At 69.1% G+C, this 25,896-nt stretch carries 14 protein-coding genes; 9 read left to right on the top strand and 5 right to left on the bottom strand.

Annotation, left to right across the window (positions count from 1 at the left end; all coding sequences use genetic code 11):
- Nucleotides 1-4: 4 nt before the first annotated feature.
- The 4 genes from ACTFAP_RS11290 to ACTFAP_RS11275 all read right to left on the bottom strand — a co-directional run bounded on the left by ACTFAP_RS11290 (nt 5) and on the right by ACTFAP_RS11275 (nt 3,588).
- Nucleotides 5-835 (bottom strand): quinone oxidoreductase family protein, encoded by an 831-nt coding sequence (locus ACTFAP_RS11290; RefSeq protein ID WP_500468966.1) that lies wholly within the window; start codon nt 833-835, stop codon nt 5-7.
- A gap of 668 nt (nt 836-1,503) precedes the next feature.
- The gene (locus tag ACTFAP_RS11285) at nt 1,504-2,247 is read right to left on the bottom strand and encodes a hypothetical protein (RefSeq protein WP_500468965.1); all 744 of its coding nucleotides are present in this window, start codon (nt 2,245-2,247) and stop codon (nt 1,504-1,506) included.
- A gap of 63 nt (nt 2,248-2,310) precedes the next feature.
- Nucleotides 2,311-2,493 (bottom strand): hypothetical protein, encoded by a 183-nt coding sequence (locus ACTFAP_RS11280; protein ID WP_500468964.1) that lies wholly within the window; start codon nt 2,491-2,493, stop codon nt 2,311-2,313.
- A 30-nt stretch (nt 2,494-2,523) separates the two neighbouring features.
- A complete protein-coding gene (locus ACTFAP_RS11275; RefSeq protein ID WP_500468963.1) occupies nt 2,524-3,588 on the bottom strand; it encodes a hypothetical protein in 1,065 nt (354 codons plus the stop codon).
- 212 nt (nt 3,589-3,800) lie between these two features.
- Here ACTFAP_RS11275 and ACTFAP_RS11270 point away from each other — a divergent pair, with 212 nt between their 5' ends.
- From ACTFAP_RS11270 to ACTFAP_RS11250, 5 genes are read left to right on the top strand one after another with little or no spacing between them, the layout of a single operon-like run.
- A complete protein-coding gene (locus ACTFAP_RS11270; RefSeq protein WP_453856853.1) occupies nt 3,801-4,121 on the top strand; it encodes a DUF8827 family protein in 321 nt (106 codons plus the stop codon).
- A gap of 41 nt (nt 4,122-4,162) precedes the next feature.
- Complete coding sequence (locus ACTFAP_RS11265; protein WP_500468962.1) at nt 4,163-4,912, top strand: DUF8175 domain-containg protein; 750 nt, start codon at nt 4,163-4,165, stop codon at nt 4,910-4,912.
- Nucleotides 4,890-6,425, top strand: a complete 1,536-nt coding sequence (locus ACTFAP_RS11260; RefSeq protein WP_500468961.1) for a proline-rich domain-containing protein — start codon at nt 4,890-4,892, stop codon at nt 6,423-6,425. The genes ACTFAP_RS11265 and ACTFAP_RS11260 overlap by 23 nt, the downstream gene beginning before the upstream one ends.
- 3 nt (nt 6,426-6,428) lie before the next feature.
- On the top strand, nt 6,429-7,928 hold the full coding sequence (locus ACTFAP_RS11255; RefSeq protein ID WP_500468960.1) for an SCO6880 family protein: 1,500 nt from the start codon (nt 6,429-6,431) through the stop codon (nt 7,926-7,928).
- 5 nt (nt 7,929-7,933) lie between these two features.
- The gene (locus tag ACTFAP_RS11250) at nt 7,934-9,304 is read left to right on the top strand and encodes a putative type IV secretion/conjugal transfer ATPase (protein ID WP_500468959.1); all 1,371 of its coding nucleotides are present in this window, start codon (nt 7,934-7,936) and stop codon (nt 9,302-9,304) included.
- A gap of 5 nt (nt 9,305-9,309) precedes the next feature.
- Here ACTFAP_RS11250 and ACTFAP_RS11245 read toward each other — a convergent pair whose 3' ends face one another.
- Nucleotides 9,310-9,801 (bottom strand): NUDIX hydrolase, encoded by a 492-nt coding sequence (locus ACTFAP_RS11245; protein ID WP_500468958.1) that lies wholly within the window; start codon nt 9,799-9,801, stop codon nt 9,310-9,312.
- Nucleotides 9,802-9,878: 77 nt separating this feature from the next.
- Between ACTFAP_RS11245 and ACTFAP_RS11240 the strand changes: the two genes are divergently transcribed.
- From ACTFAP_RS11240 to ACTFAP_RS11225, 4 genes are read left to right on the top strand one after another with little or no spacing between them, the layout of a single operon-like run.
- The gene (locus ACTFAP_RS11240; RefSeq protein WP_500468957.1) at nt 9,879-11,681 is read left to right on the top strand and encodes a type IV secretory system conjugative DNA transfer family protein; all 1,803 of its coding nucleotides are present in this window, start codon (nt 9,879-9,881) and stop codon (nt 11,679-11,681) included.
- Complete coding sequence (locus tag ACTFAP_RS11235) at nt 11,674-12,204, top strand: hypothetical protein (RefSeq protein ID WP_500468956.1); 531 nt, start codon at nt 11,674-11,676, stop codon at nt 12,202-12,204. The genes ACTFAP_RS11240 and ACTFAP_RS11235 overlap by 8 nt, the downstream gene beginning before the upstream one ends.
- Nucleotides 12,201-12,725 (top strand): hypothetical protein, encoded by a 525-nt coding sequence (locus ACTFAP_RS11230; RefSeq protein ID WP_500468955.1) that lies wholly within the window; start codon nt 12,201-12,203, stop codon nt 12,723-12,725. Before ACTFAP_RS11235 ends, ACTFAP_RS11230 begins: the two co-directional genes overlap by 4 nt.
- A gap of 4 nt (nt 12,726-12,729) precedes the next feature.
- On the top strand, nt 12,730-25,854 hold the full coding sequence (locus ACTFAP_RS11225; protein WP_500468954.1) for a helicase-like domain-containing protein: 13,125 nt from the start codon (nt 12,730-12,732) through the stop codon (nt 25,852-25,854).
- Nucleotides 25,855-25,896: the final 42 nt, after the last annotated feature.

The raw sequence follows: 25,896 nt of genomic DNA, 5'->3' as shown, positions 1-25,896 counted from the left end.
ACCCTCACTTCGTGGGGTCCAACGACAGCTTCCCGCTGTGGGTACGGGTCGCCAGGGTCGTGTGAGCGACCGCCGCCTCGGCGAGGGGATAGACCCCGCCCGTGATGGTGCGCAGGTCGCCGGTGCGTACCGCGTTGAACAGCTCCTCCATGCTGGCGGGGAGAGCCGTGCGGTCTCCGTAGAGGCTGGGGAGCCAGAAGCCGGAGACGGTGATGGACTTCTCCATCAGAAGACGGAGAGGCAGATTGCCCTGCTGTCCGGAGGCGAAGCCGTAGACGGCGAGCCGGCCCCGGGGCGCCAAGGCGGCGAGTGCGGCGGGCAGCTCCGGCCCGCCGGTCATCTCCAGCGCGACCTCGACTGGCCCACCGGCCGCTTCCATGATCGCGCCGGTCAGGTCGTCGGTGGTGGAGTCCACGGTCGCGTCCGCGCCCAGGTTGGCGGCCAGAAGGCGCTTCTCCTCGGTGCTGGCGAGCGCGATGACCTTCGCTCCGGCGTTCTTGGCCAGTTGCACCGCGAGCGACCCGAGCCCGCCGCCCGCCGCGGGGATCACCACGCGCTCGCCGGCCTGGACGCCGGCGCTGGTGAAGAGGATGTGCCAGGCCGACTGGCCCTGGAGCGCCAGGCAGACGGCTTGGTCGTCGCTGATGTCGTCCGGCACCTCCCAGGCGACGCGGCGGTGCAGATGCGCCTGCTCCGCGTAGCCTCCACCCCGGGTGAGACCCACCAGCCGGCGACCGTCCGGTGCCGTGCCCAGAACCTCGTTGCCCGGGATGTAGGGCAGTTCCACCGGGGCGAGATACGTGTTCCCGCGTACGTGGACGTCGGCGTAGTTCACTCCCGAACGAATGACGTTGAGAATATGATGACCGGCTCGCCGCTCAAGGTCGGGAACTTCAGTCAGCCGTAGGACTTCCGGCCCGCCGAATTCTTCCATGGTGATAGCTCGCATGATCTTCTCCTTTCTCCTGAAACGCTATCCCATGCATGCCTTTCTGTTTGCTGTGGCTGCCCTGGAGGATGTTTCCCTTCTCGCGTGACGAGAAGGGAAAATATTCAACCTTCTCGTCACGCGAGAAACGGGATCGAAAACTCCCGGCTCGCCAACTCTGTGTTGACATGGGTGTTTTGTCAAGATAGACAGAGCGCGTTCGGCTCTTGACGCGGAAGGCATCTGAGGTGAGTCATGAATGCAGTCGCGGGAAAAGTGTGTGATCAGCAGAATGTGCTAACCGAATTCGAAGACCATGTTCCTGGCTCGTCTCAAGGGAAACGGCATGGGCCAGTCAGCGTTTGGCTGAGCACGGATCAGGGCGACAGCCTCCGGTTGCCGATCTCGGCCGCAAGTGATGCCGCAGGAGTGACCCACCTGGTATTGGCATCTTCGGGTGGCGCTGGTGGGGAAAGAGGACGCGAGGAAGCACTGCGTGCCGCGAGCTGGCTCATGCCGAGCCTGTCGCCCGAACTCATCGCCGAGGTCCTGGGGTGGCCGGTCGGCGGTCTCCCCTAAGCCGTGGACGCTGCTTCTTCGACCTGCTGGAGATGGGCGATGAGGGCGAGGACGGCCTTTCGGCTTGGCTCTGTGAGGACGGCAGCCCCCATCGCGATCTCCCGGACGCTGTCCTCCTGGACGGCGTCGAGAAGGCGAGGCGCGCGGACCACCGCGCCCGCAGTCGCGACCTGTTCAGTGGTGAGCGGTGCGGCGGCGCGGGTGAGGTCCCGCAGGCCCGGGTCCCCGAGAGCCCTGAGCACCGTCGTGTCGTCGAGGACACCCCGGATGGTTTCCCGCTGGTCCGCGCCCAGTGACCTCAGGCGGTCCCGCACCTCGTTGTCCTCGGTGAGTTCGAGCTGCCTGAGACGGCCGAGGAGTTCTTGGACCGTGGCGAGGTCGGCGGGTTCCTGCGCAGCCCCGTGCACTTTGATGTTCTGGACGCCGCGCTGCTTGAGGGTGCGGAGGAGTTCCAGCTCCGCTTCGAGCTGCGTGAAGTCTGCTTCGTCGTCACTGAGATAGCCGATCGGCACGGCGAAGAACTTCGCCAGCGCCTGAAGGTGATGCAGCTTTGGGTTGGTTGTGCGCCCGGTGGCCAGCTCCCAGACGTAGGGGCCGGAGATGCTGATGCCCGTGCTGTCGGAAACCTGCCGGGCGGTCGCCTCGTAGGAGGGTGGCTGCTCGCCTCTGGGCGTCTTCAGCTCGCGGAGCCACTGGATCTTCTCCGCCAGGGTCTTCGGCCGGCGGACGTCGTCTGCCATCGGCTTCTCCCTCCTCCGGTAAGCGGTCGCGGAGAGCCTATCGCTCGTCCTGACGGCGGGAGGTCAGGAGCGACGGGCACGCACGTACGACCAGGCGACTCCGATGGAAACGACGATGAGCGCCTGGAGAACCACCGGTGTCCCTCCCGGCGAACCGACCGCCTTCCCGGCGACGAGAACGCCGGAGAGGATGAGAACGTAGGGAAGCAGGAAGAGAACGGTGCGCCCTCGACGGATGAGGCTCATGGCGGGGTCCTTCTTTCGGTGATTCTCCGGTCAGATGGTGCTGGTGCCACCCGCTCCCGGGAATGCTGGTTCGGCCCATCCCAGATAGCGCAAACGCCACTGGCCATCCGTCAGTTCCCGTCGCGAAACGAGCGCGATCTTGCCCTCTCCTACATAGCTGTCCATGATGTCGTTGCTCGCCACCAGGTCGTTGCCGAGATAAAGGGCCACGTGCCCCGCGGCCTCGCCGGTCTCGTAGAAGAGGAGCGCGCCGGCCGGAGGGGCTTCTTCACCGGAATGAGTGAGACCCATTGCGCGGAGCCGGTCCCAATGAATCGCTGCCGTGGCCGAGCCGCTGTACGCGTAGCCGTATGCCTCGGCGACGAACTGGCCGCAACGCCGGTACCAGCCGGTCTCTCCAGCGGTCTCCCGCGCGGCGGCGATCGCTCGTGCCGGAGAGCGGGGATTGGTGGCGGAGAAGTTCGCCGTCGGTTCGTCGCCGATTTCACCGGCGCAGGCGGTGAATTCCGATGTCGTCGCGCTGGAGCCCCAGCTCTCCGCCACGAGTTTTCCGGCTGCCCTCTCCCAGCGGGCGTAGGCATCGGGGAACGCGCTGCGCTGCACGGACTGCGCGACCTCGGTGAGTGGTGCGCTCTCCCATCCGGACACGTCCAGGAGCGCGTCGTAGAACTTTCCGGAGGCGTACACCGGGTCCCTCAGCTCGGCGGCTGTCCCCCACCCCTGGCTCGGCCGCTGTTGGAAGAGCCCGACGGAGTCCCGGTCACCGTGGCGCAGATTGTGCAGGCTCGATTCCTGCATGGCCGTCGCGACGGCGATCACGGCTGCCCGGGGTGGCAAGGAACGGGACCGGGCTACGTCGGTGATGGTGTTCGCGTTGCGGACCTGCTCGTCGCTCCAGTTCGCATCGGTCTGCGCCCCTTGGGGGCTGAGCGGCACAGCGATCGTTTCGCCATCGCCCACGAGGTGAGGACGTTGATCTGAGCAGAGCCCGCTGCCCCCAGGGGTGGCGGCTCCGGCAACGGTCAGGGTCATCAGGAGCGGCAGGGAGCAGCTGGCGGCCAGCAGCGTCATGGCGGTCGCGCGCGTCGTCTTCACTGTCCTCCCCGTAAACAAATGTGTATAGCTTCGACGAGTTGTCGCCCCGAATGGTAAGCATCGGAGACGGCCCTCTAGATCATCGGACCGAGTTTTTTGCAGCGTAACGCCTCGCCGGTGCATAAACGTGTGTTGACAACGACGTGTCAGGTACGTTGTGCCGCATTCCGTATATGCCGGGTATATCCCGACGATGGATGAGAGGCAGTGACGTGTCGTTCGCACACACGCTGGTCCTGGCCGCCAACGGCGGCATCGGAAGTCTGGTCAATGGCGTGGCCCCGGACTGGGGTCCGTTCGCCGCGCTGGGTGACACCGCTCGCACCGTGGTTCAGGTGATCATGGCCGGCGTCATCGTGGCGCTTCTCGGCCGCGCGGCCTTCGGTGCCTTCCACATCAAGATCGGAGAGAGCCAGCACGACGTCGCCCAGGTGTCCAAGGGCAAGAAGGACGTGGGCGCGGCCCTCGTCGGGGCGTTCGTGGTGGCGTCCCTCGGGACCGTCTTCACGATCGTCTACGGCATGGGGATCTGAGCATGCCGGACGTACAGTCACAACCACGGCGCGGAACCACCGTGCTCCAGAGCGACGAGGCGCCGGGCGTCGGAGGCAGACCTTGGTGGCGCGGCGCCGCCATCGCGGGTGGGGGATTCGTCGGCCTGCTGGTGCTGGCTGTCCTCCTGCATGCGTTTCCGTCTCCCGATCCCGACGATTCCGTTCAGCGCACGGCGGTCGTCCCGGTGGAGGACGGCGCTGGAGGAGAGACGCTCCCGGCCGCTCGTGAACCGGACGAAGGGCCGCCGGTCGGCTATCCCCGAACCGAGTCCGGCGCCACCCGGGCCGCCGTCAACTACCAGCTCGCCCGGTCATCGGTCTCGTACATCGTGGACCGATCGGCCCGCAGCCGAGTGTTGACCGGTATGGCGACCTCCGATGCCCTCGCCACCCTCAAACGCAACGACGACGCCGCCATGGACCTGGCCCTTGTCTCACTCGGCGTCGGTAAGCGCGCCGCTGACACCCTCGTCGCCCGAGCCGCGCCGATGGGGGTCAGGCTCAGCGGCTTCTCCGATCGGGAAGCCACCGTCCAGGTGTGGGTGGCCGGGGTGATCGGCACGACCGGCAAGAGCGCCCCGCTGCCGGTCTCCGCCTCCTGGAACACCTACACCCTCACCCTTCAGTGGCAGCAGGACGACTGGAAGCTCGCCGCGGTCAGCTCCGAGCCCGGTCCGACGCCGCTCGCCTCCGGAGGCGGCACGCCCAGCACGGTCGACGACTTCCGCCGCGCGGACAAGGAGTTCGATGCGCCTCCCTATCTCCGCTGATCCGGGCCAGGGCCGATGGCGTGTGATCACCGTCGGACTTCTGACCGGCCTGCACACGCTGTTCGTCGCCGGACAGGCTCAGGCCGCGGTACGCACCGGCTGGTGCGACTCCATCCCCTTCGCGGACACGCTGTGCGATGTCGTGAGTAACGCCCGCGAGGTGTACGAGTTCGCCAGCGACCCGGTCGGCTACCTGGCCGCGATGTTCCACGACGCGGTCGCGTTCGTGTTCGGCGCGATGATGAACGCGCTGCTGTCGACCACCAGGATCGACTGGTCGGACGCGGGCTTCCTGCGTACGTACGGCATGGCGTTCGCCGTCTCCTCGGTCCTGACCGTGATCCTGTGGCTGATCGCGGTCGCCAAGCGGGTGATCCAGGGGACGCCCGCCCTTCAGGCGGTGACCGAGTCGATCGGCTTCCTCCTGCTGTCCGTCGTCGCCACGGCGCTGGCTCCCGCCGCGATCGCCTATGTGACGGAGCTGTTCGACCGGGCGGCCGAGGCCATGTTCGCACCGGTCGCGGACGACGGTGCCGATCTCGTCGTCACGGTGACCGCCGCGATGGCGGCACTGATGGTCACGCCCGGCGGCCCGATCATCGTCTCCTTCCTCGCTCTGGCGCTGCTCGCAGCCGTCTCCGGGGTCTGGATGATCCTCATCATCCGCGACGCCCTCATCCTCTCCGGACTCATCTTCGGCGCCACGGTCTTCAGCGGGCTCGTCGACCGGAGCCTGTGGAGCCACGTGAAGCGCTGGGTGGGGGTCATGGGCGCGATCATCGCGAGCAAATACGTGGTGCTCACGACGATCGCCCTGGCCACCGGCATGCTCGCGAGCGACGCCGGGGGCGAAACGTCGATCGTGCAGTCCTTCGCCACGGTCTTCACCGCCATCGCCCTGCTCTGGCTGGCGCTCTACCTGCCCTTCCAACTGTCGAAGTTCCTTCCGCTGCTCGGTGATGACATCCAGGGGCTGTACCAGGCGCGGGACGAGTTCACCGGCCGGGCCCAGAACCTCGGAGCCAAGGGCGGGGACACCTTCCGCGAACTCAGCGGCCGGTTCGGTGGCGAGAGCGGCGAAGGAGAGGGGGCGGACGCCGCCGGTGGTGGTGCAGGTGCCGAGGCCGGGGTCGGCGGAGGGGAAGCCGCGGCCTCTGCTACCGGCGTCGGCGCCGTCGCCGTGGCGGGAAAGAAGACGGTCGACGCGGCCGAGGAGCACGTGGAACGGACCGCCGAGCGCGGCGTGGAGACCGCCACTCAGGAGGAGTCCGCCGACTCGAAGAGCCGCGATTCCGGGGCGGAGTCCCCGGACATCCCGCCTTCTCCGGCTCCACCAGAACGGGGACAGCCGGCTGGGGCGCAGCGCGAGCGGCCGGACACCGACACGGCCGATCCCTGGGCCGACCCGCCGGAGACCGCTCGGCCCCCGGACCGAGGCCCCGGCCAGAGACCGCAGCCCACCGCCGAGCCCGAATCAGGCACCCCACCACAACCGGAAAACAGCGGGAGATAACCGATGGCCCGAACCTTCTCCTTCCCCCGGCCCCGGCCACGAGGACTTCTCGGGCGCCGGCTGGAAGGCGACGAACAACTGGTGCTCGGCGCCGGATTCACCGGTGGCCTCATGGCAGCCTGGGTGATCAGCGGCACCATCCCTAAGATCGCCGTCTTCGGCCTCTTCGCGGGTGGTTGCGCCTGGGCCGCTCTCGCGCCCTACCGGGGGCGCACGTACCTCCAGTGGTACGAGATCAACCGCACCCACCGCAGACTCCTGTGCGACGGCTCCCTCCTCTACCGGTCCAGGGCACCGCACGCGGGCCGGAACGGGCACGGTCGGCGCATCGCCATCGACGTACCGCCCGGCATCCCGCGCGACCTGGAGTGGATCACCGCCCGCACAGCGTTCGGCGAGATCGCGATCCTCCTCCAGCCGCACGAGCGGATGTTCACGGCCGCCATCGAGGTCGAGGCGATGCGCGACTTCGGCAGCCTCGACACTGACGACAAGGAATCGCTGATCAAGGCGTACGAATTCCTGCTCAAGGCCACTGCGGACGGGGGCGGTCGCATCCGCCGACTCCAGTGGATCACCCGGATCATCCCCACCGACCCCAACACCCACGCCCGCGACGCCGCCGCGCGCCGCGACCCGGAGGCCCCCACCTGGCTCGACCGTTCGTACGCCGAGCTGATCCGCCAGGTCGCTGTTACCGCAGAGGACCGGCGGCTCATCCTCGCCCTGGGCATCCCGTACACCCCCGAGCTGGTGGCCGAGGCCCGTCGGTACACGACCCTCCACGAGGGATACGCCGTGGCGCTCGGCAAGGAGATCGAGGCGTTCATCCGCAACCTGGCGCGCGGACAGCTCCGGCACGTCCGCAACCTGGACGAAGGGGCGCTGGCCTCGTACCTGCACCACGCGTACGACCCCGGGCATTGGATCGACGACACCACCGGCATGGACCGGGTCACCGCCTGGCCCGCCGAGCTGGACGCGCGCGCCGCCGGCCACATGGTCTCCCGGAGCTGGGAGTCGGCGGAGAACGCCTGGCACTCCCGAACCGCGTGGGTCAAGGAGTGGCCGCTGCTCCCCGCCGGGGTGAACTTCCTGGCTCCGCTGCTGCTGTACGTCCAGGACGTCATCGTCTCGGTCGCCGTGACCATGGACCTCGTCCCCTCGGAACGCGCCATCACCGAGGCCATGGCCGATGCCACCAACGAGCTGGGCCAGGCCGACAAGCGCGCAGGGAAGATCGAGGATCCGCGCGAGCAGAAGTCCCAGCAGGCATCGCTCGCCACCATGCGGGAGATCGCCAACGGCGCCGCCGGTACCCGTCTTACCGGCTGGGTGACCGTCACCTCCCCGAGCGGTGAGGCGCTGCGCCGCGACGCCGACACCATCCGGCACGCCGCCACCCGCAGCGGCCTGCGCCTGGAGTGGTGCGACCGCGAGCACCACCGCGCCTTCGCCAACACGCTGCCGTTCGCCGGCGGCCTGCTTCCGGAAGGGCGCTGATCACGGTGGTGCTGGACCTGCTGCGCACCCAGACGCAGACCCGCCGCCGCGCCATCCGCTCCACCACGGCCAACGCGTGCGGCCTGTACCCGGCGGTCGGAGCCGCCGGCATGGATCCGCGGGGCGTGGTGATCGGGCGGGAGGCGTACAGCGGCAAGGCGTACATCTTCGATCCGTTCATCCTCTACGACCCCAAGGCCCGCGTCCGGCTCCCCAGTGGGCACGTGCTGGTGCTCGGCAAGAGCGGGCACGGCAAGTCGGCGCTGGAGAAGACGTACGTCCTGCGCCAGCTGCGGTTCCGCGACCGGAGCTTCTGCGTGCTCGACGCCCAGGGCGAGGACGGCACGGGGGAGTGGGACGGGATCGCCCGCGAGCTGGGCATCACCCCGATCCGGCTGGTGTACGGGGACACGGCTGCCCGCGACGGTGTCCGCATCAATCCGCTCGATCCGCGCATCCCCCAGGAGCACCAGTTCAAGGTGCTGCTCTCGATGATGGAGATCCTGAGCGGCGGCCCGCTGGCGTCGACGACCCGGTTCGCCCTGGCCGAGGCACACCGGATGGCGGTGGCGACGGCCCGCGCGCAGCAGCGGGTGGTGGTCCTCTCCGACGTGCTCGACGCGCTCACCGCGCCTCGGCAGGCCCGGCTCGGACAGCAGCGGGTCGGCCCGGACGAACTCACCGAGTGGGGCCGGCCGGCGGCTCTCGCTCTGGACGAGCTGTGCAACCCCGAACGCGAACTGGCCGGGCTGTTCGACGGCCCGACTAGCGAGGGGATCGATCTCGACGCCCGGCTCATCGTGTTCGACCTGACCCGCCTGCCGCGTGAGGGCGAGGCCATGCCGCTGCTGATGGCGGTCATCGGACCCTGGATCCGCTTCGGCTGGATCAAGCCCGGCGACACCGTCAAGCGGACGCTGATCGTCGAAGAGGCATGGCACATCCTCAGCCACCGACCTGTTGCCCGGCTCTTCGAGGAACTCGTGCGGTACGGGCGCCGGCTCGGGTTGTCGTTCTGGGCGGTGCTGCACCACCTCGCCGACCTCTCGCTGGAAGAGGCTCCGGAGGCTGCCGCGATTCTGAAACTGACGGCGACCAGGGTGCTGTACCACCTCGACCGCGACGAAGCCGAGGTGACGGCCGACTACCTGGGGCTGACCGCCTGGGCCCGCAAGGCCCTCCCGGACGGCGCCAACATCTGCGCCCCCGGCCGCGCCATCTGGCAGGTCGGATCCCGGATCAACCTGGTGGAACACATCCGCACCGCCACCGAGATCCGGCTGACCGACACCAACCGGCGCATGACCGAGAAGGCGCACGAGTTCACACATACCGACGTCTTGATCCCCATGAACCCAAGGGCGGCAGGCCGATGACGAACCTAGCCGCGCAGCGCCTGGTAGCGGTCGAGCGCCTCACGGGCGTCCGGGACGAACACCTGGCTCCGGACGAGGACCGCGAGCTCGGGCTCAGTAAGCCAGTTCCACCAGGCGACTTCCAGGGGGTCGGGCTCAATCCGCGTCGTGATGACGACCTCGTGAAGGCCCAGCCAGTATGGACTGATCGCGCCCGCGCAGAGGAACTTGAAGACGAGGCGGGGGCTGGAGCTGACCCCCAGTTCTTCGGCCAGTTCGCGTGCCGCGGCTTCTTCGTACGACTCACCGACGTTGACGGCACCGCCGAGCATCCAGTTGAACTGACCCGGGAAGCGGGACGCGTCGTCCGGACGGCGGTGCACGAGGAAGCGTCCCTCGCTGTCACGGCACACGATCGTCGCCACGCGGTGTGGCCACTTCTCCCGAATCGCCTCCCCACGGTCGACGACCGCCACGACCTGATCCCGCTCATCGACCCGCTCTACCAGTTCACCCATGGGACACACGATGGCAGGGGTTGCTCGCGGGGAAGGCCGACCGTCCCGGTGATCCCGCTGCGGAAGGGACCCGCCGCATGATGCCGAAACCTGCCGTGCCCATGACGGCGGGGCGGCTGCGGCTCGGCCGCGACGCCGTGTGGATGGTGCCGCTCGTGGTCGCCTTTGGACTCACCTTGCTCATCTGGCTGGCCGCCGCCACCTCCGGCGTACTGGCCTATGGCCGCCCGGCCTTCACCAGCTGGGAATCCGTGTCGGCAGCTCTGTTGCCGTTGCTCAGGCACCCGGGTGACCCGGCCGCCGCATGGCCGCCGGGGAGTGGAATCGGCGGCCCGTTCGCCTTCTGGAGCGGCTTCACCGTGCTGCTTGTCGCCACCACCGCCGGTGGACGCCTGCTGTGGGCGTGGTGGCTGCGCCGTGGCCCGGACGGCGCGAACGGCCGGGCCGGTGCTGCTCAACTGGAGCGCGCGATGGGCGAGCACCAGGCCCTGAACCGCGCGGCATCCCTGCGCCCTGCCTTGCACGCCGAGGACCCGGACGCCGTCACCGTCCGGCATGTTGCCGTACACGTCGGCAGCTCCGAGCCGGCCGGAATCCCGCTGTGGGCGCCCATCGAGGAGAGCGTGGTCCTGGTGGCCCCGCCCCGGGAGGGAAAGACTAGCCAGATCATCCTCCCCGGCATCCTCGACTTCCAGGGCACCGTGCTCGCCACCAGCTCCAAGACGGATGTGCTGTACGCGACGGCGGTACTGCGCGAACCGTACGGACCGGTGCGTGTTCTCGACCCGACCGGCCTGTCCGGCTGGCCGCATCAACTGCGCTGGCCGCTCACCGCGAGCTGCGAGCGCTACCAGGTCGCCCGCAAACGCGCCGAGACGCTGGTCGGCACGACCAAGAGCGACGAGGGCACCAGCAACGGCGGGTACTTCAACCTCAACGCCAAGACCCTCATCACCTGCTGGCTGCACGCCGCCGCACTGAACGGCTGCCCGGTGTCCGACGTACTGAGCTGGGCCGCCGACCCTGACAACCGGGAAGCGGTGGACCTGCTCGCCCGCCAGGGCAAACACGCGCTGGCCGAGGCGCTCGCCGGCCAGCACGCCGCAGCTGAGGAGGAGCGCAGCGCGACCTGGCGGACCGCACAGCAGCCGTTCATCGCGCTGTACGACGACCAGGTCGCCGCCATCTTCGCCCCGGACGCCGACGACACCGAGGTCTTCGACATCGAGCAGTACCTCACCGAGGGCGGCACCCTCTTCCTCATCGGTGAGGACGAGGAGGGCAGCGCCCTCGCCCCGCTCAACGCCGCCTTCGCCAAGGCTCTCTTCGACACGGCGAAGACGATCGCCGGCCGCGCCCCCAACGGACGGCTGCCGCTCCCGCTCGGCTGCTTCCTGGACGAGCTGGCCAACGTCGCACCACTCCCGGAGATCCCGAGCCTGATGAGCGTGAGTGGGTCGCAGAACATCTTCGTGATGGCCGTCCTCCAGTCCTACGCCCAGGCGGAGGAGCGCTGGGGCCAGCTCGGCGTACGGAAGATGTACGCGGCCGGCACGGTGAAGATCTTCCTGGGCGGCATCTCGGACCCGGAGGAGCTGAAGGCGTACAGCACGCTGACCGGTGAGTTCGACGAGGATGTCGAGACGGTCAGCGCCGACCACGTCGGGAACGTTTCCGTCTCCACCGCGCTGCGCCGCCGCCCCGTGCTGGAACCGGCGGACATCCGGATGATTCCGGAACGCGGCGGGATCGTCATCCACCGGCGGACGCCCGCGACCCTGGTGTCCTTCGTGCGTGCCCATGAGGGCCCGCGCGCCGAGGAGATCCGGCAGGCGACCCGCCGGGCCCGCGATCTCGTGGAGGCGGTCGGCCATGGCTGATCCATCCGATGACCTCTTCGACGAGCTGACCGCCGTCAGCGGCGAGCTGGCGTTGCTCGGTGAGCGGGTCCTGGTCCTGGAGCAGCTGGCCCCGGCGCCCGGTGCTCCGGAGGACAGCGGGCGTCCGGCCGGTGCCCCGGTGAACTGGGCGGAGATGTCGCCGGACGAGCGGCCCGCGTGCTGGATCGAGTTCGTCGCCTGGGTGGTCTGGCTCGCCGACCGGTACGAGCTGACGACCGACCAGCTGCCGAGCGCCTGCTGGTGGCGGCACGGCGCGGTGGTCGAGGAACTGACCGCGCTGTGGACCTCGCACCGCTCGGTGTACGGAGGCGATGAGGACGCCGGCGCCGCCCCGTACCTGTGGCAGGACGCGCTCTCCCGCGCCATCGAACGCATCGGCCGCCACTGGCTGGGCCCCTGCCGCAACGGCCAGCACCGCGACCGGCACCGCACCGCCTGGTCCGGCGATGGCCCCTACCTCACTCCCATCCTCACCTTCACCACACAAGGAGCGACGACATGACCATGAACCGATACGGCGTCGAGGCCCAGGCGTACTGGCGGCGGTGGCTGCCCGAGCGCTGTGCGGCGCTCCCCGACCCGATCGCCTTTTTCACCAACCTCGGCGAACAGGTGGAGCAGCAGGTGGGCGACCTGTGGGACCAGCTGGTGATCGCGGACCCGGTGCCCGCCGACGAGACCCACGAGCAGCGCGTGGGGCGCCTCGGCCTGCTCAAGGCGCAGGCGGAGCACGAGGTGCTGAGCGACATGGTGCGGCTGGAGCCCGAGGCCGGCGCCGCGTACGACGTGGATGACGACGAGCTGCTGGAGAGCGACGAACAGTTCGCCGCGCGCATGCGGCGTGTGGAGGAGCACACCGAATGGCTCGGCACCACCGCCGACGCGCTCATCGACGGCACCGTCACCCTGGACGACCTCGACGACGAACAGGTCCGGCAGATCCTGGACTATCTGACCCCGTCCTTCCTCCGGCTGCTGGGCACCTCCATCGAGGACCTGCACGCCGCAGGCCGCCGCATCTAACGCGATGACCAGGTACGAGACGCCCCGCACCCGCTCCGCGCTGGACGATGGCGCGCACAGCGGAGCCCTGTCCCTGCGCGCCGCGACTGCCCCGGACGCCGCCCCGTGGGAGTACCGCCTCTATGGTGTCGGCCCGGAGCGCTCCGGGAGCGATCCCTTCGTTCTCGTGCGGGTGAATGAGGACAACACCGTTCACGAGGTCGCGACACCCGAACACATCCCGCACGGTCAGCCGGCCGAAGACCTCTTCATCCGGCTCGCCGAGACCCTGAAAACCGCTGCCGCAGACGACGAGCCGGCCGCAGCGGAGCGCCGCGTCCTCGCCGAGATCACCCGCAGCCCCGCCCCCTCCGGCCCGATGACCCGCATCCGTGCGAACCTCGCCGCGCTCCGCACCCTCCACACCCTGCGCGAAGAGCAACGCCCGGTCACAGCCGCCGAACGAGCGGCGCTGGAGCGCTGGAGCTCGTGGGGCGCCGTCCCGAAGATCTTCGACCCGCGTGCGACCGAGTACGACAAGCCCCGCGCCGAGCTGCGCTCCCTGCTGACCGAGGAGGAATGGCACGCCGCCGAGGCGACCACCCGCAACGCCCACTTCACCGATCCCGCCCTCGTCGAACCCATCTGGCAGGCCCTGCGGGACCTCGGGTTCGAGGGCGGACGGGTGCTGGAGCCCGGTTGTGGCAGCGGCAACTTCCTCGCCGCCGCCCCGGCCCAGGCCCGGATGACCGGCGTCGAACTCGACCCCGTCACCGCCGAGATCGCCGCCGCGCTCCACCCCGACGCGGAGATCCGGGCGGAGTCTTTCGTCGCCACCCGCGTCCCCGACGGCTACTACGACGCCGCCATCGGGAACGTGCCGTTCGACGCGATCGCCCTCACCGACCCCGTGCACAACCCGCTGCGGCTGGCCACCCACAACCACTTCATCGTCAAGGCCCTGAACCTCACCCGCCCCGGCGGCCTCGTCGCCGTGGTCACCAGCCGGTACACCCTGGACTCCATGGGCAAGACCGCCCGGCTGGAGATCGCCGACCGGGCGGACCTGGTCGGCGCCGTACGCCTCCCGGCCGGGGCGCACCGCAAGAGCGCAGGTACGGACGCGGTCACCGATGTGCTGATTCTGCGGCGCCGCGACGGCGATCACCGGGACGCCCATCCCGCATGGGTCGGCCTGGCCCCGGTGGAAGTCGGCTCCGACAGCCACGCTCTGGTCAACCGCTACTTTGCCGAGCACCCCGAGATGGTCCTCGGCACCATCGGGGTGACCAGTACCCCGTACGGCAGGGACGACGTCACGGTTCGGCCTCGTCCCGGGGCCGACCTGTCCACGGCGCTATCCGAAGCCCTGACCACGATCACCCACCAGGCTCGGGAGACGGGCCTGACGATGAGCGCGGCCCCGGAAGCCGCCCAGCGCACAGCGGTCGAACAACGCATGGAACGGATCCGCCGGGCTCAGGAGATGTTCGGCGACGAACTCCAACGCGCTGAGGGCACTCTGATCGACCAGGCCGACGGCACGTTCCTCCAGGTTGTTGGCGGCGAACTCGCCGAGCGCCCCGTCTTCAGTAACGCTGTCGAGGAACTGCGCTCGCTGCTCGGCTTGCGGGACATCTATGTCGGCCTGCTGGGCGCCGAATCCGCGGGGGAGGAGGAATCGGCCGGCCGACTGCGTGCCCAGCTGGACCAGCGCTACGCCGGCCACACCGCGAAGTACGGTTTTCTCAACGCCCGTGAGACCAGGCGGGACCGCCGTTCGACCCATGGTGCCTTCCGGTCCGACCCGTATGCCGCTGGCGTGTACGCGCTGGAGATCTACGACCGCGACAGCGGCACGGCGAAGAAGTCCGCGATCTTCACCCGGGCGGTCGGGAAACCCCAGGTGGAGGCGACGACCGCCGAAACCGCCCAGGACGCCCTGGCCATCAGCCTCAACACCCACGGCGAGGTCCGGCTGGGCGAGATCGCGCGCCTGCTGGGCGCCGACTCCCTGGACACGGCCCGGGAAGCGCTCGGGGATCTGGTCTTCAACGAACCAGGCAGTCAGCGGCTCATCCCGGCGGCTGAGTACCTGAGCGGCAACGTCCGGGACAAGCTGGAGAAGGCCGAACAGATCCTGCGGATGGTCTCCGACGAGATCCGGCCGAACCATCCCTTGCAGAGCAACGTCGCCGCACTGCGCCGGGTACTCCCGCCGGACAAGGAGCCGGGAGACATCGAGGACGTCGGGATCGGCGCCACCTGGATCGACCCCAAGTACTACGAACAGTTCCTCCAGCAGCTGCTCCAAACCCGGTATCTGACCGTCACCCGCACCTCCGGTGCCGACTGGGAGATCGACGCACCCAGCCATGTACGCACATCACGGGCCGCGACCAAGGTGTACGGCACCGAGAAGCGCAACGCCGTCGAACTCGCCCATCGGATACTGCGCCGCGCCTCCCTCGTCGTCCACCCGCCCAAGCAGGACGACGACGCCAGCCCGCAGGACATCCAGGACGGAAAACGCTGGGCAGCCCAGCAGACGGAGCAGGTCGTCGCCAAGGCCGACGAACTCAACCGGCTGTTCGCCGACTGGCTGTGGCAGGAACCCGAGCGCACCAAGTACGTCCTGGCGACGTACAACCGGCTCCACAACTCCTACGTCCCCTACCAGGGGGACGGCAGCCACCTGACCTTCCCCGGGCTGTCCGACGCGATCACCCCGCGCCCGCACCAGCGCGCCGGGGTCGCCCGCGCGCTGGTCGAGCCGGGCGGGAGCTTCTTCGACTACGAGGTCGGGTTCGGCAAGACGCTCACCATCGCCATGACGCTCATGGAGATGAAACGCCTGGGCATGGCCGCCAAGCCCTGCGTAGTGGTGAAGAACCCCACCGTCAACGACTTCCGCAACGACTTCCTGCGCGCTTATTCGCAGGCGCGGGTGCTGGCTATCGACAGCGCCGAGTTCACCAAGGAGACGGCCGCCGCCTACATCGCCCAGATCGCGAACGGGGACTGGGACGCGGTGATCCTGCCCCAGAGCCTCTTCAACCGCATCCCGATGTCCGGGCGCGGACAGGCACAGTTCGTCGCCGACCAGACCGCCGAGTACCGGGCCCGCATCCACAAGATGCTGACGGGCAGCGACGCGGAACTCTCCGAGGAACACAACCCGGGCGGCGATCCGCTCATCGCCGACGCCCTGGGGGTGGCCGCCGCCGCGCACAGCGCCCAGGGCGCGCGCCTTCCCACAACCGCCCGGAACACAGTCAAGAACCTGCAAGGGGACCTCAAGCGCCACAGCCGGCGCGCCGAGAGGAACTTGGTCAAGCAGTCGGCGGCCGGTGTCTCGTGGGAACAGACCGGCATCGACTTCATCGCCGTCGACGAGGTCCAGGACTTCGCCAACGCTGCGGTGGGAGCCAACAACAGTGAGCTGTCACTGCCCGTCTCCGCCCAGGCCCGGGGCCTCAAGGTCAAGCTGCGCACCATGGCCAAGGCGCACGGCCCGAAGGTCGGGCTCGGCTCCACCGGCACGCCGTTCCCGAACGCCATGCCCCAGGCGTACGTCATGCTCGACTACTTCCGCCCGGACTTGCTGACAGCGGCCGAGATCTCCGCCTTCTCCTCCTTCCAGGCGCAGTACCTCATGGAAGTGGTCGCCCCGGAGATCTCCCCCGAGGGCATTCCGCGCATCAAGGAACGCATCGGAGCCTTCCGCAACGCCCGGCAGTTCAGCCAGCTGTGGAAGTCCATGGCGGATGTCAAGACGAAGCACGACATCCAGCTCCCGGTACCCCGCCACACCAGCGACACCGTCGTCGTCCCGGCGACCGGCAACGACCGTGCGTACATGGAAGACATCGCCGACCGCGCCGAGCTGGTACGAGACGGCATGGTCGACGCGACCGTGGACAACCTCCTCAAGATCTCCAACGACGGCCGGATGGCCGCGATGGACCTGCGGATGGTCGGGCTGACTCCGGACGGCCCCGGCAAGCTGCACGCGGCGGCCGACAAGATCGCCCAGATCTGGCACGAGTACCGACATCACTCCTACACCGACCGCGAAGGAACCCCGAGTCCGCTGCCCGGCGCACTCCAGCTGGTGTTCGCCGACCGGGGCACACCGTCCGATGACGCCCGCAAGAAGGGCAAGTTCATCGCCTACGCGTATCTGCGTGACCAACTGATCGCGCGCGGCGTCCCCGAGGACGGCATCCGGTTCGCACAGAGCGCCCAGACCGCCGAGGAGAAGGAACAGCTGTTCGCCGACTGCCGCAAGGGCAAGGTCGCCGTGCTCATCGGCTCGACCGAGACCATGGGCGTCGGCGTCAACGTGCAGGACCGTGCCATCGCCCTGCACCACCTTGACTGCCCCTGGCGGCCCAGCGACGTCACCCAGCGCGAGGGCCGCATCCTCCGCCAGTTCAACCAGCACTTCTCCCTCAACATCCCAGTCCATCTCTACCGGTGGGTGAAGGAAGGATCGTTCGATTCCTTCATGTGGCAGACGGTGGAGCGCAAGGCCCGCTTCATCGACCAGGTACGTACTGGCCGGGACCCGGACGAGCAGGACCGGGCGCTCGACGGTGACCTTGGCAAGGACTATCTCGAATTCGGCGAGATCAAGGCGCTGGCCACCGGCAACCCGCTGCTGATGAAGAAGTTGCAGGCGGACGAGGAAGTCCGCCAGCTGGAGGCGGCGTACCAGAGCTGGCGGCGCACCAACGAGCATCTGCGGACCGTTGTCGATACCGGGGACGAGACGCTGGCGAAGGCGCAGCGGCTCGCCGATGTGGCTGAGCAGGCGGGCCGGCGCAGGACCGAAACCAAGGGCGACGCCTTCCGGATGGAACTGCCGGACGGCACGACGGTGACCAAGCGCCAGGACGCTGCCGTGGCGCTGCGCCGCAAGCTCATGCTGATGTACAACCAGGGGTACGGAGGCGCTTCCCCCTGGCAGCACGCCGCTACCCTGGGCGGCCAGCGGTTCCTCGTCCGGATCAGCACCGGCGGCGACGAAGCACAGTTCACGCTCGACGGCCTGCGCGACGTTCGACAAGCCGGCTTCGTCATCGATGACGTCTACGGACTGATCCGCGAGGACAAGCCGCCTCTGGGCCTTGTGTCCCGGCTGGAGAACCAGGTCGAGAAGCTCGATGCCCTGCACAACACCCTGCTGGCCGTTCAGAACGAACTCAAGCAGGAGATCCACCGAGCGCAGAAGCTGGTCGATCAGCCCTTCACGAAGAAGGACAAGCTGCTCCGCGCCCGCGCCGACCAGGCCCGTCTCGAAGCCGAGATCGAAGCGTACGTGCCAGACGCCCCCGACACGCAGGACTCGGAGCCGGAGTCACCACCTTCCGCGGCTGCGGCTCCGACGCTAGAGCCGCCGACCGCCCCGTACGCGGACCGCGCCGAGTACTGGAAGGCTGAGCAGTCCACGCTGGCGGCCTACCGGGAATGGGCGCAGGAGTACGGCACGCGGCTGCTGGAAGGCAGCGAACCGGAACGGGCCCTCGCGCCGGTCGCCACAGCCATGTTGGCCGCGAGCCAGGAGGCGCGACGTGCCCGGCTTCTCGGCCTGGTGGAGTACCCGGACGGGCAGCTCACCGACAACCTCGCTGACCGTGCCCGCGCCGTCGCCGAGCAGTGGGACCGGGAACAGCGCGGGCCGCGCACGGTCAGCGGCACCTGGGATATGTACGCGAAGGTCCGTGACCACGCGGCCCGCTACCGCGCAACCTTCGAGAGCCCGCAGAGCGCGGCCATCCAGCGCTGGGCAGCGGATGAGGAGCCGATCACCGTCGCCGACGCGGAAGCGGCCGAGTCCATCCCAGGGATCTCCTTGTTCGAGCAGTACACCGTCACCGGGCCGGATGGCCGGCGCACAGACCCGGCGAACGGCGTGGACCTCGCAGCGGGCATCGCCCAGCTCATCGCGGACGGACTGACCGTTCAGCAAGGCCGGCGCGGACTAACCCTGGCCGCACCGGATGGCAGCCGCTTCGAGATCATCCCCCTCACCCCCCACACGCCCGGCTCGTCGAACCCACGGGCACAGCGCATGGCCGTCCTGCTGGGCCACTACACGGGCGGCGGAGAGCTGGCGGCCGGCCGCGAACTCATCACCCAGTCCATCTCTCAACTGCGGGACACTCTGGACCCCGGCACCGCAACGGAAGCACCCCGGGCGGAGTTCGCCCGCGCCAGCGACGCGCTCTCCGACATCGAGCAGATCTCACCACCGGATGTCCTCGCCCGATACGACCGGCTGGCTGCCGCCACGGAGCAGCTCGCTGACACCACACAAGGCGAAGCCGCCGAACGCGCCCGCCGACTCACCCAGCGCACCGAGCGCCACCTGGGACGACTGCACGCTGCCGGCGACGATCTGCACGACCTGCTGCTCGACGCCGCCGCGCTCGACACCAACTCATGGGAGCTGCTGTCCCGCAACGACCCCCTGAAGGAACGGCCCACCGCCTACCTCGACAGCGAACAGCTGAACTTCGCCCGGAGCCTGATCTTCGAGGCCTACGACCGATGGCCCCAGGTCAACGGTGGAACCGAGGGCGAGGCAAGTAACCAGCTGCGCCGCGCCATGTGGGACATCCGGCAGATGTCCGACACTGATGTCGGGACCGCGCTGACCGGTTGGAACCAGATCGTCGCCCACGCCCTGTCGGCGGCCGAAGAGGCCGGCCAACCGGAGAGCCGGACTGTGCTGCGCGATGTGGCGCAACGGGCGTACCGGCACCAGCAGAGCCTGGCCGCCTGCCAGCTGGCCGCCGCGAGCTCGGCCCCGTACGGTCTCGGGAACACCTTCGCGGCCGGGGTGCAGCAGGTCGATTCGGCATGGAACACCTGGCTGGAGACGGCCACCGCTCGGCACCTGACCGAGCGGATGGAACAACTCCGCGAGGCCCGATACGCGGCCGACACGGCCGGAGCGGACGACGGAACACTCGACGAACTCACCCGCCGCACCACCAAGCTCGCGCACACCGCCTACGCGCTGGTGCTCAGCCTGCGGGACGACGCCTACCGAGACCCGGGCGACCAGAAACACCTCACCCGACTCGTGCGGACCTGCTACGAGCACGCGGCCAGCTGCCAAGCCTCGGCCCAGGTACCCGAAGTCGTCGCGACCGTACTCCACGACCTGGCAGAACGGCGGAAAAGCCTCGCACCCGAACCAGCGTCCCAGGACGCGGGGCCAGCTACACCGGTCGAGATCGAGCACTGCCTCCGCACCACGATCGTACGAGGCCCCACGGACAGCGAAGCCGACGCAGCTGTACGAGCAGCCCTTGGCCGCCACGGCTTCGAGCTCTCCGCCGAGCAGGGCCACTGGCAGTTGCCCACCCGCATGTCCGAGGCGAGCCGGAACACCTGGGTACGGAAACTGCTGGACGAACTGACCCACCTCGGCTGCCCCCACCGGGTGGCGGAACCCGAGGCCGGGATCCCGGCCGGTGAACCGTACGCGTCGAAGGCGGAGGCCACCCGGGACTTCGAGGCGATGCTTGGCGGCTACCGGAGGATGCAGGACACCCACGTCGGCCGCGTTCTGATCACCAGGCACGCCGATGCCCGCCCGGACGGCAGAGCGGTCTTTCTGGCGCTGGAGGACCTGCGGCAAGGACCGGCGGCCGGTGGCGGTGACCCGTTCGCACACCCTGGCGCTGACGTGGCCCGGCGGTGCACGGAACTCGCCCGTGCGGCACAGACACTGGCCGCCAACCGGGCCAGCGAGGGATACCAGGACCCGGTGGCGCAGCGTCACTTCCGGGTGATGACCGAGTACGCCACGCTGCTGGCCTCCCGTATCAACGCCACGGTGCAGCAGCACGGCCTGTGGGACCAGCTGTTCAGCGAGCCGAAGGAGAACCAGCGCGCCGAGGCCGAGACCGTGACCACACCGAGCGTCGCCAACCAGCGTGCCGAGGACCGCGCTGGTGCGGTGGTCGCGGAGCCAGGACCGGAGCGGCCCGTCCCGGAACGGGCCGCGCTGCTGGTGAAGCAAGCCCGGGCCAGAGGGTGGCAGGTGGGGGAGAAGTGGGACAACAAGAGCTACTTCTCCCTCTACGAGCTGTCCCTGGAGGCCCATACCGATCAAGGGCCACGCAAGTTCAACCTGGTGTGGGAGCAGCGGCGCGGACGCTACCGGTACCAGGCCGCGCAATCCGTCGCCGGACACTACGCGGATCGGACGGCCAAGGGCGGCTTCCGGCCGGCGCTCGCCGATGTCGAGCGGGAGGTCTACGCACGGCGCGTGGTTGAGGAGACGCCGCCCACCAGCGCCACCGAAGTACCCGCAACCGAACCGGAACCGAAGTCCGAGCAGGACACCCTGTTCACCCCACCGGATCAAGAACCCCCAGCAGATGGCCCGTGCCTGACCCGCCACCACCTGGAAGCACTTCCACACGGGTCGGGTGACGACGCGCGGCTGGCCGTCGTCACCACACTGCACCTCCCGGACGGAGAGGTGCATGGCGCCCTGCTGCTCCTGCGTTCGGTGGAGACGGAGGACTTCGAAGGCGGAGAGACGATCGTGCACGGAGCACAGATCGTGCCGGCGAACAGCCTCGTCTCCACCAGCCTCGACGGCCGCTACTTCCTCTCCGACCTGCTCGCCATGGCGGACGCCCGCGTGCTTCCTCTGGCCGCGCCGGTCCCCTGGAGCAAGGTCGGGGAACTCGCCGCGATGACGCCGGACGCGGCACGGCAAGCGTTGCCCCTGGGTCCCGCACAGAGTCCGCCGAGTGCCCCGCGGTCCGCCGGCCGGGAGCCCTTCAGGATCGTCCAGGACAGCCCCGGCGACCGATGGTCGCTGATCGCGACGGGCAGTGGCTCCGCCGGGTACGGACGTGTCGACTCGTACGCGAATCTGCCGGAATCCCCGCCCCAGGTGATGACGGGGCTTCGTTCCGAGGCGGAAGCGGTGGCCTTCGCGGAACGGCTCACCGCGCTCAGAGACAGCCTCGGTGAACCTGTCGACTGGGCGGCGCTTCCTTCCCCCGACCAACTGGGTTCGGCCCGTTTCGAGCTGGACCGCCAAGTCCTCGAACAGCGGGCGATCTTCGACCGGCGGCTGGGCCTCAGCCCCGACACGTCCTCCGCCATCCGGGTCTGGAAGCTGCTGGCCGTACACCCGGACCGGACGCCGCCCCCGGAAGGTCATGAGTACGCGGACCGGCTGCGCGTCGGGGACCGGATCCGCTGGGGCACCAGCCCGGACGCCCCGCTGCTGGAAGTCCTCGACGTGGGCGAGCCGATGCGGCCGGGCCTGATCAAGATCAATCTCGCTGCCGTGGACGACCCCGACGACGTCTACGAGTGGGACATCCCCCGCAATCTGCCGGTCGGACATCACAAGGAGAAGCAGGTGCCCCCTCCCGCGTCACCGGTAACAGTGAGTTCGTGGTCCGGCAGGATCCAGATCGTCACCGAGGGGCGGGCCACGTACATCACGGGGACCGGGGGCCAGCACTGGGCCGAGGAAGCCGAGCTGCGCTCGCTGCTGAAGAAGAACCGCAACTTCGCCTTCAAAGGCGGACGCTGGAAGTACCAGGGCAACAGCGCCGACCGCGACACCGTCATCAACGAGGTCCGTGCCTACCTGCGGAACCGGGACACACGCGACACGAAGACCGCACGGGCCGCAGCCCCGGAATATCCGCCGACCCCGCAACAGCAGCGCATCATCGACGCCTGCGTCGCCGGGCAGGATGTCGCGGTCCAGGCCCTGGCCGGCACCGGCAAGACCTCTACCCTCCAGATGGTCACCCGGCGGATGGCGGACAAGCGGATCGCGTACGTCGCGTTCAACCGCAGCATCGCGGACGAGGCCAAGCGGAAGTTCCCGCCCAACGTCACGGCGGACACCAGCCACTCCTTCGCCCGGGCGGCGATGCGGAACACCCCGCTCATGGACAAGATCAGCAAGGCAGGCCGCAACGGCGGCGCCCGCCGCCCCAAGGACGTGGCCGAGGCGCTCGGCCTGACAGCCCCCCTCCGTTTCCAGACCGGCACCATCGAGCCGGAGAACGCCGCCCGGATGGTGATGACCGCCGTACGGAGCTTCCGGGAGAGCGCCGACCCCGAGCTGACGGCGAAGCATCTGGGCAAGAACCCGATGGCCTGGGGCCCGGCCGCCCACGCCCTGGTGGATCTCGCGCGCAGCGCTTGGGCGGACATCGCCGACCCCATCGGCGACAAGCTGTTCTTCTCCCACGACGACTACCTGAAACTGTGGGCCCTGTCCAACCCCCTGCTGCCGTACGACGTGATCCTGTTCGACGAGGCGCAGGACATCAACCCCGTCCTCAAGAAGGTCATCCAGGACCAGCGCGCCCAGACGATCGTCGTCGGGGACAGCAACCAGAGCATCTACGAGTTCCGGGGCGCCGTCGACGCGCTCAAGGACTGGCCGGCGGACGTTGTCCTCCCGCTCACCCAGAGCTGGCGATTCGGCCCGGGAGTCGCGGAGGTCGGTAACAGCTACCTGCGGCTGCTCGGCTCCGAACTCACGCTGGAGGGCAACCCTGCCCTGGAATCCACGGTGGGTCCGGCGGGCGACATCGATGCCGTACTGACCCGTACGAACGTGGGGGCGATCGCCGCCGTTTTCGCCGGCTTCGAAGCCGGCCAGCGGGTCGCTCTCGTCGGTGGCGGACGCGAGATCGAGGAGACCGCACGGGCCGCGCGCGACCTCCAGCGGGGGCGCCGCACCAACCATCCGGAGCTGGGCGGCTTCAGCAGCTGGCAGGAGGTGCGGGAGTACGCGGAGACGGAATCGGACGCGACCCTCCAGACGTTCGTCCGGCTGGTTGACCGGTACTCCCCGGAGGGACTTCTCCGCCTGATCGCGGACCTGGTACCGGAGAGCGGCGAAGACCCGGAGAACAAGCCCGACCTGGTGGTCTCCACCGCCCACAAGGCGAAAGGGCGGGAATGGGACCGGGTCCGTATCGGAGGGGACTTCCCGCAGCCCAAGGAGGACACCGAAACCGGCGAAGTGGCCCTTCCTCCGGCCGAGGAACTGCGCCTGGCGTACGTCACGGTGACCCGCGCCAAGAAGGAACTCGACATGGGCTCCCTCGACTGGATCCGTCACGTCGGGGAAGGCGTCGCCCAGCCGGTGACCCTGACGAAGCCCGCTCCCGCTGCTCCCGAGAAGACCGCCGAACCGGAGAAGCCCAGCGCACCCATCAAGACGCAGGAGAAGGTCCCAGCCACCCCCGCACCGGAGAACGCCAGCCAGCAGGACATGGGCTCCCTCGACCGGATCCGCCATGTCGGCGAAGGCGACGCCCAACCGGCGAACCTCACGAAGCCCGCTCCCGCTGCTCCAGGGAAGACCGGCGAACCGGAGAAGCCCAGCGCACCCATCAAGACGCAGGAGAAGGTCCCAGCCACCCCCGCACCGGAGAACGCCAGCCAGCACGTCGAGGGCATCGCCGCCGCCCTGGACAGGGACGACACGCAGCTCCTGTCCCAGCTGAAGGCCGTGGGCGACCTGCTGAACCGCGTTCTCGGCAGCTCCGACATCGGCACCATCACACCGAAAGTGGTGCTCCCCGCCGTTGACGACACCGAACTGGACGCCGCCCTCGCGGCAGCACAGGACGAGTCGGAGCAGTTCGCAGACGCGCCCGAATGGGAGAGCATCGGCCGGCTCCGGCAGGCGGAGCAGGACCTGATGACCGCGATCGGCTCCGGAGCGGCAGCTTCCTTCGTATCCACGGCGGAGCTGGACCGTACCGTACGGTCGCTCACCGCGAGGGCACTCTCGCACGACGCGTTCGCGCTCGCCCGACGCCTCGACGCAGCCGGCCACCGGGACACGGACGCCTGGAACGCCGTATGGCAGCTACACCGCACGGCGACCACCCAGGCGGACCGGCTCGCGGGCAACCTCCCCGCCGACGAACGGATCGACCGCCCCATCGAGGTCCGCGAAGCATGGCAACGGCTCTCCGCCCGCATGACCGCCACCAGCGGAGCACCGGCCAAGGCACAGATCCTGATGGCGACCGGCTTCGAGTCGGTGAAGCAGCGCTACCACGCCACCGCCGACCAACTCGGCGAGCTGACCCGTCACCCCCTGTGGCAGCGCGCCACCACCGCCTTCGAAACCGCCCAGGAAGTACTGGACAAGGCCCGCCTCGGCACCTACCGCCTGTCGGCGGACGACACCACCCTGGGCACCGTCCGCATGCTGTGGACCCGCACGGTCGAGCTGATCGCCCAGGCAGCCCGCGCGCTCCTGGACCGGCTCGACCGGAGCGGCAATCGGGACGGCCTGCGCTGGAACACCCTCCACCTCCTCCACCACACCACCGAGGAACACCTCTCCCATCTACGCGGATACCTCCCCGCCGAGGAGAACAGCCCCCTGGGCACGTACTACGAGCCCGGAGCCGCCTCGGCAGCCTCCGAGAACCCAGCCCCCAGCGCCGAAGGCTGGGACGGACTCCAACGCGCCGCCGACATCGTGAGCGAGGCCGACGTCGCTTCACCGGTGAGCTTGCAGAGCCGGATGGACATCAGCTACGCCGAGGCGGGCGGACTGCTCCAGCGCCTGGAAGACCTCGGAATCGTCGGGTCACCGCAACGCGCACGCCTGCGCGAAGTCCTGACCACCTCCGAGGAAGCGACCCGCGTCATCAACGAAGCCCGCGCCGCAGAGGACGCTGCACCGAGGTGGAACCCCACCCACGAGCCATTCCGCACCCGCTGGTTCACCGAGGTTCGCCAGACACTTCCCCATGAACCTGTACCCGAGGGCAGCCTCACCCGCGGCGACGTGATCAACCTCCTCTTCCACGAGAGCCGCCGCGTCGCTCTCGGCCAGACCGACCGGGACGACGCCGGCCAGCGAGCCAACCAGGCCATGGAGCTGTACCTGAACGGCCGGAGCGACGAGATCCCGGCACTGCTGGCAGGGCAGGACGAACACCAGGGGGAAGGCGCCCCGACCCACTCCGCAGCCGAGACGGAGACCACCGCGCAGGACCGATCGCGCGTCCCGAAGAAAGCACCCCCGGCCCCTGACCGGAGCCGACATTCCCAGCAACAGCTCCACGATCCGCAACGACACCTGGCCGGCGTCTCGACCGGCCGCCGGTAACCGATAAAGAACGCCTCCGGCGGGCCACCCTGCGGAGGGGGA

The sequence above is a fragment of the Streptomyces sp. PH9007 genome, assembly GCF_059813725.1.
The sequence above is the reverse complement of the archived record's forward strand: the minus strand, read 5'-3'. Positions and strand labels throughout refer to the sequence as shown.